The sequence below is a fragment of the Streptomyces sp. A0642 genome (genome assembly GCF_004795105.1).
Lineage (GTDB): Bacteria > Actinomycetota > Actinomycetes > Streptomycetales > Streptomycetaceae > Streptomyces.
In genome coordinates this window covers 148632-157793 of the sequence record NZ_SSBL01000018.1, presented here as the reverse complement: position 1 = coordinate 157793, position 9162 = coordinate 148632, and the positions used below count along the sequence as shown (strand labels likewise).

General features: G+C 67.1%; 7 protein-coding genes. 6 read left to right on the top strand and 1 reads right to left on the bottom strand.

All coding sequences use genetic code 11. The features are described 5' to 3' along the window. Positions 1-5: 5 nt before the first annotated feature. The gene (locus E6R60_RS26185) at positions 6-1637 is read right to left on the bottom strand and encodes an ABC transporter substrate-binding protein (RefSeq protein ID WP_136329113.1); all 1632 of its coding nucleotides are present in this window, start codon (positions 1635-1637) and stop codon (positions 6-8) included. A gap of 381 nt (positions 1638-2018) precedes the next feature. On the opposite strand from E6R60_RS26185, the gene E6R60_RS26180 reads away from it, so the two are divergent. The 6 genes from E6R60_RS26180 (at position 2019) to E6R60_RS26155 (ending at position 9089) form a co-directional block, all read left to right on the top strand. Further along, positions 2019-3053 (top strand): ABC transporter permease, encoded by a 1035-nt coding sequence (locus E6R60_RS26180; protein WP_206309516.1) that lies wholly within the window; start codon positions 2019-2021, stop codon positions 3051-3053. Positions 3054-3132: 79 nt separating this feature from the next. After that, positions 3133-4899: an ABC transporter substrate-binding protein gene (locus E6R60_RS26175; RefSeq protein ID WP_136329112.1), complete on the top strand. Its 1767-nt coding sequence runs from the start codon at positions 3133-3135 to the stop codon at positions 4897-4899. Between the two features lie 104 nt (positions 4900-5003). Continuing rightward, entirely contained in the window at positions 5004-5984 is a 981-nt protein-coding gene (locus tag E6R60_RS26170; protein ID WP_136329111.1) for an ABC transporter permease, read from the top strand. Positions 5985-6043: 59 nt separating this feature from the next. Next, positions 6044-7081 (top strand): ABC transporter ATP-binding protein, encoded by a 1038-nt coding sequence (locus E6R60_RS26165; protein ID WP_136329110.1) that lies wholly within the window; start codon positions 6044-6046, stop codon positions 7079-7081. 25 nt (positions 7082-7106) lie between these two features. Then, positions 7107-8216, top strand: a complete 1110-nt coding sequence (locus E6R60_RS26160; protein WP_136329109.1) for a dipeptide ABC transporter ATP-binding protein — start codon at positions 7107-7109, stop codon at positions 8214-8216. 336 nt (positions 8217-8552) lie between these two features. Beyond that, positions 8553-9089 (top strand): hypothetical protein, encoded by a 537-nt coding sequence (locus E6R60_RS26155; protein WP_136329108.1) that lies wholly within the window; start codon positions 8553-8555, stop codon positions 9087-9089. Positions 9090-9162: the final 73 nt, after the last annotated feature.

Sequence of the window (9162 nt, the reverse complement as noted above, 5' to 3'; positions counted from 1 at the left end):
CCGGGTCACTTGACCTCGATCTGCTCGTACACCGGGACGCTGAACTGGTTCAGCGAGACGTTGGTGACGTTCTCCGAGTAGCCGGCGCTGCCGTTCTGGTACCAGAGCGGGATGACGGGCATCTGCTGCACCATGACCCTCTCCGCGTCCTGGAAGGTGGAGACGGCCTGGGCCTTGTCCGACTCGGCGTTCGCCTTGTTGACGAGGTCGTCGAACTGCTTGTTGTTCCACTTGCCGTCGTTGGACGAGGCGTTGGTGTAGTAGACGGGCTGCAGGAAGTTCTGGATCAGCGGGTAGTCCATCTGCCAGCCCGCGCGCCAGGCGCCGTGCAGCTTCTGCTGGGAGACCTGGCTGCGGAAGTCGGCGAAGGTGCCGACGGGGGCGCCCACGCACGCCTTGTTGTTGCCCATGACCTTGTTGATGCTGTTGCAGACGGCGTCGACCCACTCCTTGTGGGATCCGGTGTCCGCGTTGTACGAGATCTTGAGCTGGCCGCCGGGGATGCCGCCGCCGTCCTGGATCATCTTCTTGGCCTCGGCGGCGTCGTAGGTGCACTCCTTGCCGCAGAGGCCCTTCTTGAAGCCGCCGTCGGCGCCGAGGACCGGGGAGGTCCAGTCGGAGGCGGGGGTGCGGGTCTTCTGGAAGATCTGGTTGGTGATCTGGTCGCGGTTGATCGCCATGGAGAGGCCCTGGCGGACCTTGATCGCGCCGGGGGTGTTCCACTGCTTGTCGTAGAACGGGAACGCGAGCGTCTGGATGATGCCCGCCGGGGTGTTGATGTAGCGGTCGCCGAGGTCCGCCTTGACGTTCTTGAGCTGGGACGCGGGCACGTCGTCGACGAGGTCGAGGTTTCCGGCCGTCAGGTCGGTGTAGGCGGTGTTGTTGTCGGTGTAGACCTTGAGGTCGATCCCGCCGTTCTTCGCCTTGTCGTCACCGGGGTAGCCGTCCCACTTGCGCAGGCTCATGGACGAGCCCTTGGTGTACGTGTCGATCGTGTACGGGCCGTTGCCGACCGGCTTGGACACCCAGGCGGCGTGGTCGGTGAAGAAGGTCTTGGGCAGCGGCGCGAAGGCGGGATAGCCGAGGGTGTCGGGCCACAGGGAGAACTTCTGCGTCAGCCTGACGGTGAAGGTCTTGTCGTTCACGAGCTTGAGCCCGGAGAGCGTGGTGGCGCTCGCCGTGCCGGTCTCGGGGTGAACCTTGTCGTATCCGTCGATATAACCGAAGAAGTAGGCGTTCTTCTGGTTGTTCTTCAACAGGGCGCCGTAGTTCCAGGCGTCCACGAACGACTTGGCGGTGATCTTCTCACCGTTGCTGAAGGTCCAGCCGTCCTTCACCGTGACGGTGAAGTTCTGGTTGTCCTTGGACTCGATCTTCTCGGCGAGCATGTTCATCGCCTCGCCGGTCTTCGGGTCGTACTTCTTGAGACCCCGGAAGATCATGTCGAGCACCTTGCCGCCCTGCACCTCATTGGTGTTGGCGGGCTCCAGCGGGTTCTGCGGGTCACCCCACGAAGAGCTCACGATCCCATCGGCGCCACCGCCCCCACCACCGCTGTCCCCTCCGCCGCAGGCCGTCGCCGCCAGGGCGACGGCCACCGCGCATGCGGCCCACTTGACCTGTGTGGCTCCGCGCATGGAGTGCCTCCTCGTAGTGCTCCGTCTTACGTGAGGTCAAATATCACCTCATAAGAGGATCACTGCACCCGCACTACGGCCGAATGTGTCAGACCGCCACCTGAAGGGCAGAACGTGTGACCGGGAAATCCGGATAACGAAAAGGACACGTGTCTGATCGGACGCGAGCAACCGGGATCACCCGAAAGGTCCCCTCCGCGCCGCGGCCGTCCACCCCAGCTTCGCCCTATACATGCCAAGCTCTGGTCAAGAAGCTAAAGACCCCGTATGGACTTTCACAGCCGATTGACCGCTGTCAACTCGGTTGATTGGGTCCATCCCAACCTCTTCTTCACACTCCTCCCACCCGGAGGACGCGTTCCGTACGGGGACAGGAGCACGATGACCACGCCATCCCCGGCCCCCAGTCTTTCGGTGGACATGACGCCCACCGAATTGACCGGGGAGTCCCGGCTGCCCGACAGCACCAACAAGGGCGCGGCCGCCAGGAGTCCGGGCCGTCTGGCCTGGATCCGCTTCAAGCGCGACAAGACCGGCGTGGTGTCCGCCTGCATCGTCGTGTTCTTCTTCGTGATCGCGCTGGCGGCGCCGCTGATCGCGAAGCTGTACGGCAAGGATCCGTACACGACCTACGGCCAGGACATACCCGGGCTGCTCAACGGCTTCGCGTACCCGGTCAAGCCCAACGGCGGTATCAGCAGCGAGTACTGGTTCGGCATCGAGCCGCAACTGGGCCGCGACGTCTTCACGTTCCTGCTGTACGGGATTCGCACCTCGCTGCTCATCGCGGCGGCGACGACGATCCTCGTCACCATCGTCGGCGTGATCGTCGGCATCACCGCCGGCTATCTGGGCGGCCGGACGGACTACTTCATCGGCCGGGTCATCGACATCCTGCTGTCGTTCCCGTCGACGCTGTTCTTCATCGCGTTCATGCCGGTCGTCTACAGCCTGTTCGTGGCGCCGGAGGACGAGATCCCGACATCGCTGCGGGCCACCTCCCTGATCCTCGTCCTCACCGCCTTCGGCTGGGCCTCGATGGCCCGCCTGCTGCGCGGTCAGGTACTCGCCCTGCGCGAACGGGAGTTCATCGAGGCCGCGAAGGTGACCGGCGCCTCGCCCACCCGGATCATCTTCAAGGAACTGCTGCCCAATCTCTGGACGCCGATCCTGATCCAGGCGACCCTCGCCCTGCCGGCCTATGTGACGGCGGAGGCGGGCCTGGCCTTCCTCGGCGTCGGCATCATCGACCCGACCCCCGACTGGGGCGTGATGATCCAGCGCGGAGCGTCCTTCTACACGGACGACATCACCTTCATGCTCTTCCCCGGCATCTCCATGATCGTGTTCGTGCTCGCCTTCAATCTGCTCGGCGACTCGGTACGCGACGCCCTGGACCCGAAGTCCAAGGGCTGATCCGACGCCCTACCGGTCCGGCCGCCGTGGTCCGGCCCGTCGCACGTACCCCGTCCCTCGATTCCAAGGACACATACACATGTCTTTCTCCCGCAGAAACTTCCTGATAGCCACCGGTGTGGCGGCCGCGAGCACCACGGTCCTGAGCGCATGCAGCAGCGGTGACGCGGGCGGCGGCAAGGGCGGCGAGAAGGACGCGCCCAAGGTCAGCGGCACGAAGAAGGACGCGATCCTGGTCGGCACCAAGACGGACTCCACCGGCCCCGCCCCCGAGGTCCCGGGCGCGGTCAAGGGCGGCACCATCTACACGATGGACCAGATCGACTGCGACCACCTGGACCCGGCGCAGATCTGGTCGTCGTACGAGGGCTACCTCACCCCGCTCTTCATGCGCGGGCTGGTCGGCTACAAGGTCGCCATGGACGGCAAGACCACGCTGGTGGGCGACCTCGCCACCGACGCCGGCACGGCCAAGGACGGCGGCAAGACCTGGTCGTTCACGCTGAAGGAGGGCGTGAAGTGGCAGGACGGCTCCGACATCAGCATGGACGACGTCCGGCACACCTTCGAGCGCCTCTTCGCCAAGTTCGTCACCTTCGGGCCGCGTTACCCGCAGCAGTGGCTGGTCGGCGGCGACAAGTACAAGGGTCCCTACGAGGGCAAGCACCTCGACTCGATCGAGATCGACGGCCGGACCGTCACCTTCCGCCTCACCGAGGCCCGCGGTGACTTCAACTTCACCCTGGGCATGCGCGCCTTCTCCCTGGTGCCGAAGAAGAAGGACACCAAGGAGGACTACGACAAGCAGCCCTTCTCCTGCGGCCCGTACAAGATCGACAACCGTAAGATCGGCAAGTCGATGTCCCTGTCGCGCAACGAGCACTGGGACCCGGCCACCGACCCGATCCGCAACGCCTACCCGGACAAGTTCGAGCTGCAGTTCGGCTTCCAGTCCCTCGCGTCCACGGACCGCTACATCGCCGACCAGGGCAACGACCAGCACACCCTGTCGATGCTGAACGAGATCGCCCCCGAGCGCATCCAGAAGGTCCTCGGCGACCCGGCCCTGAAGAAGCGCGTCCTGACCCACCTCGACGCCGCGACCTACTACTACGCGATCAACACGACGCGCATCAAGGACGTCAAGGTCCGCCAGGCGCTCAACTACGCCTGGCCCTCGCAGCAGACGCAGCTGATCCGCGGTGGCGCCTCGTCCTCGGAGGTCGCGACCACCATCATCAGCCCGCTCACGCCGGGCCACGCGGACTTCGACCTCTACGGCAAGAAGGCCAAGCCCGCGGGTGACCCGGTGAAGGCCAAGGCGCTCCTCAAGGAGGCCGGCGCGGAGGGCCAGAAGATCGTCATCGCCTTCCAGCAGTCGGACAACCAGGTCAAGCAGGCCGTCGCCATCAAGAGCGCGCTGACGAAGGCGGGCTTCGACGTGGTGACGAAGCAGGTCGACAAGACCTCCTTCTACAGCCAGATCGCCCAGATCGACAACAAGTTCGACATGTTCGCGGCCGGCTGGTCCGCCGACTGGCCGGGCGGCTACACGGCCCTCCAGCCCACCTTCGACGGCCGCGTCATCGCCAACGGCGCCTCGAACTGGCCGCAGTTGAACGACATGGGCGTCAACAAGGCCATCGACGCCGCCGCGAAGATCACCGACGTCGACGAGGCCAACAAGGCCTGGGGCGCGATCGACCGCCAGATCATGGAACTGGCCGCCTGCGTGCCGGACTACTGGCCGATCCGCAACTGGCTCCACGGCTCCAAGGTCGGCGGCCTGGTCTACGACTCGGGCAACACCGGCATCGCCATCACCAAGCTCTACGCGATGGCGTAGAACCGCCGGGGGGAGGGCGGCCGGACCGGCCGCCCTCCCCCGCTCCGGTCCCTTCCCCGCTCCCTACACCCGGCGACGGCGCCACACCCGGAAAGTCACGACCCATGCTTCGTTTCCTGCTCCGCCGCGTGACCGGCGCTCTCGTCATTCTGCTGATCATCAGCGCCATCACCTTCTGCCTCTTCTACGCGATCCCCCGTGACCCCGCGAGGCTCGCCTGCGGCAAGGTCTGCTCGCCGGAACTGCTCACCCAGATCAGGCAGAACCTGGGGATCGCCGACCCGCTGCCCGTCCAGTACTGGCACTGGCTGGCCGGCATCTTCACCGGCCGTGACTACGGCAACTACGGCCACTGCCCGGCACCCTGCCTCGGCTACTCGTTCACCAACCGCGAGCCGGTCTTCGGCACGATCATGGACCGGCTCCCGCTGACCCTCTCGATCTCGCTGGGCGCGTCGGTGTTCTTCGTGATCTTCGGCGTCGGTGCGGGCATGCTGGCCGCGGTCAAGCGCGGCAAGGCCCTGGACAAGATCGCCAGCTCGGCCTCGCTGCTCGGAGCCTCGCTGCAGATCTACTTCGTCGGCTACATCGCCATGTTCCTGCTGGTGCAACGGATGGGGCTGCTCAGCCAGCCCTCGTACACGCCGTTCACCGAGAACCCGGCGAAGTGGGCCTCCGGGCTCCTGCTGCCCTGGCTGGTCCTGTCGATCATCTTCACCGCCAACTACACCCGGATGACCCGCTCGCAGCTGGTCGAGCAGCTCACCGAGGACTACGTCCGCACCGCCCGTGCCAAGGGGCTGTCCAGGGCCACGGTCTTCTTCCGCTTCGCCTGGCGCGGCGCGATGGGACCGATCGTCACCATCTTCGGCATCGATCTGGGCACCCTCGTCGGCGGCGCCATCATCACCGAGGCGACCTTCAGCCTCCAGGGCCTGGGCCAGCTCTCCGTGCACTCCGTCGACACGAGCGACCTGCCCATGCTGCTCGGCGTCACGATGGTCGCCGCGGGGGCGATCGTCTTCGCCAACATCGTCGTGGACGCCGTCTACGGCCTCATCGACCCGCGGATCCGACTCGCCTGACCCGCTCCCCCGTTCCCGGCCCAGCCCCTGCCTCCGCACCATCCTCCTGGAGCGTCCCCGTGACGAGCACCGATCAGCCTCCCCTGCTGTCCGTCAAGGATCTGCACGTCCACTTCTCGACCGAGGACGGCGTCGTCAAGGCCGTCGACGGTCTCTCCTTCGACGTGCAGAAGGGCAAGACCCTCGGCATCGTCGGCGAGTCCGGTTCGGGCAAGTCGGTCACCAACCTGTCGGTCCTGGGCCTGCACGACCCCGACCACACCGAGATCGAGGGCGAGATCCTGCTCGACGGGCAGGACCTGCTCGCCGCTTCCGAGCGGGAACTGGAGCGGCTCCGCGGCAGCAAGATGGCCATGATCTTCCAGGACGCCCTGGCCTCGCTGTCGCCGTACCACACGATCGGCAGGCAGATCGGCGAGACGTTCCGCAAGCACACCGGGGCCTCCAAGCGCGAGGCGCGGGCGCGGTCCGTGGAGATGCTCACCAAGGTGGGCATCCCGCAGCCCGACCTGCGGGTGGACGACTACCCGCACCAGTTCTCCGGCGGTATGCGCCAGCGCGCGATGATCGCCATGTCACTGGTCTGCAACCCCGCCCTGCTCATCGCGGACGAGCCCACCACCGCGCTGGACGTCACCGTGCAGGCCCAGATCATGGACCTGCTGAAGGACCTCCAGCAGGAGTTCGGCATGGGGATCGTCTTCATCACGCATGACCTGGGCGTCATCGCCGACATCGCGGACGACGTGCTGGTGATGTACGGCGGCCGGTGCGTGGAGCGCGGCACGAAGAAGGAGGTGCTGCGCGCGCCCCAGCACCCGTACACCTGGGGCCTGCTCGGGTCCATGCCCAGCCTCAAGGGCCCGATCGACGTGCCGCTGTCACCGATCCCGGGCAGCCCCCCGAGCCTCCTCAACCCGCCGACGGGCTGCCGCTTCCATCCCCGGTGCACCTTCACGGAGCAGGTGGGCGGTGCGCGATGCTCGACCGAGCAGCCGCCGCTCGAACTGGTCGCGGGCCGCGGAGCCGCCTGCCACCTCACCGCGGAGCAGCGCATGGACTTCTTCGCCGACTTCGCCGCCATCCGGCCCCACTGACGTACAAGAGACGGGTTTCCCCACCATGAGCAGCACCGATCCCCTCCTGGAAGTCTCCGGGCTCACCAAGCACTTCCCGATCAAGGGCGGGTTCCCGATCCGGCGGACGATCGGCGCGGTCCAGGCCGTGGACGGCCTCGACTTCACGATCGGCGCGGGCGAGAGCCTCGGCCTGGTCGGTGAGTCCGGCTGCGGCAAGTCGACGACGGGCCGTCTGATCACCCGGCTCCTGGAGCCGACCGCCGGCCGGATCTCCTACCGCGGGCAGGACATCAGCCACGCCTCGCGCAAGGAGCTGGCCCCGGTCCGCTCCGAGATCCAGATGATCTTCCAGGACCCGTACGCCTCCCTGAACCCGCGGCAGACCGTCGGCAAGATCGTCGCCGCGCCCATGGAGATCAACGGCATCAACCCGGCCGGCGGCCGCGAGGCCCGGGTCCGTGAACTCCTGGAGACCGTCGGCCTCAACCCGGAGCACTACAACCGCTTCCCGCACGAGTTCTCCGGCGGTCAGCGCCAGCGCATCGGGGTGGCCCGCGCGCTGGCCCTGGAACCGAAGCTCATCGTGGCCGACGAGCCGGTCTCGGCGCTCGACGTCTCGATCCAGGCGCAGGTGGTGAACCTGCTCCAGAAGCTCCAGAGGGAGCTGGGCATCGCGTTCCTCTTCATCGCCCACGACCTGGCCATCGTGCGGCACTTCTCGGAGCGCGTGGCCGTCATGTACCTCGGCCGGATCGTGGAGGTCGCCGACCGCGAGGACCTGTACGGCAATCCCCGTCACCCGTACACGCGGGCGCTGCTCTCGGCCGTGCCCGAGCCCACCGCCGACGACGAGCCGGTCGTCGAGCGCGTACGGCTGGTCGGCGATGTGCCCTCCCCGGTCAATCCGCCCTCGGGCTGCCGCTTCCGCACCCGCTGCTGGAAGGCGACGGAGAAGTGCGCGACCGAGACTCCGCCGCTGGTGCAGGTCCAGGACGGCCGTGACGGCCATCTGACGGCCTGCCACTACCCGGAGGAGCCCACGGTCGTCTCGTCCTTCCCCGCGGCGCGCACGGCGTCCGACGGGCCGCGTCCCGACCAGGGTGACGGGCCCCGTCCCGGCAAGGCCGGCAAGAACCTGGAGGCAGGGGGCTGACACCCCTTCCCCCCGCCCCGGGGACTCCCGCGCCAACGGGCCCACCGGTCCGGGACACGCGGGACTTCCCGGCCCAAGGAACCGAGCACGTCGGCCCATTGACCCGAGCCACCTGCGAGCCCGGTTCCCGGGTACCTGGGCACGGCGCCCGGAACCGATCGGTTCCGGGCGCCTTCGCGCTCCCGGCGCGGAGCGGAATCGGACCGAATCGGGGCGGAACCCCTACCTCCTCATAAAGAACCTCAACAGTCCCTCAAGTCCCTTATGACATACCGTTGTTGGCCCATAACGTGTGACGCGTACCCCCTCAAGAAGTCCATATCCCGGAGGACCTGCGTGAAGCGTGTCATCAGCACTGTGGTCACCGCCGCCCTGCTCGGCGCCGGCGTCGTGGCCGGGGCGGCAGCTCCCGCGTCGGCGGCTGCCCACTGCGACGACAACCCGATCTACTCGATCGGGGACAAGAAGACCGTCTGGCGCGCCACCCAGGTGCACAGCGACTGGGCGCGGCCGGGCGTCACCATCAGCTACGCCAAGAACAAGACGGGCTCCTGGACCGCGACCGGCACGGCGACCGTCGGCGCCGAGGCGGGCGTGATCTTCGCGAAGGCCTCGACCTCGTTCAGCGTCGCCGTGGGCAAGACCTGGTCCAAGTCCGACACCTGGACGTACTCCGCCACGGTCAAGAAGAAGAGCGGCAAGAGCCGCGGCCGCCTGATGATGTGGCACGAGGCCAAGGGTTTCAGCGTGACGAAGTACCGCATGGTGCCCAAGAGCACCGGCGGCTGCAAGAAGAGCAAGGTGTGGAAGAAGAGCAACAACGTGGCGCCGGTGAAGAAGAGCAGCAACCTGTGGGGCATCCAGTACGCGTAGCCGGGGTCCGGGCGCCCGCCCGGCGCCCCGCCGCCGGACACACGCCGGACCCCCCGGGTGCCCGAAAGGCTCC

What these genes read in the sequence shown, in the direction of transcription:
- E6R60_RS26185 (WP_136329113.1), bottom strand. Translation starts at nt 1,637, where the DNA reads ATGCGCGGAGCCACACAGGTCAAGTGGGCCGCATGCGCGGTGGCCGTC.
- E6R60_RS26180 (WP_206309516.1), top strand. Translation starts at nt 2,019, where the DNA reads ATGACCACGCCATCCCCGGCCCCCAGTCTTTCGGTGGACATGACGCCC.
- E6R60_RS26175 (WP_136329112.1), top strand. Translation starts at nt 3,133, where the DNA reads ATGTCTTTCTCCCGCAGAAACTTCCTGATAGCCACCGGTGTGGCGGCC.
- E6R60_RS26170 (WP_136329111.1), top strand. Translation starts at nt 5,004, where the DNA reads ATGCTTCGTTTCCTGCTCCGCCGCGTGACCGGCGCTCTCGTCATTCTG.
- E6R60_RS26160 (WP_136329109.1), top strand. Translation starts at nt 7,107, where the DNA reads ATGAGCAGCACCGATCCCCTCCTGGAAGTCTCCGGGCTCACCAAGCAC.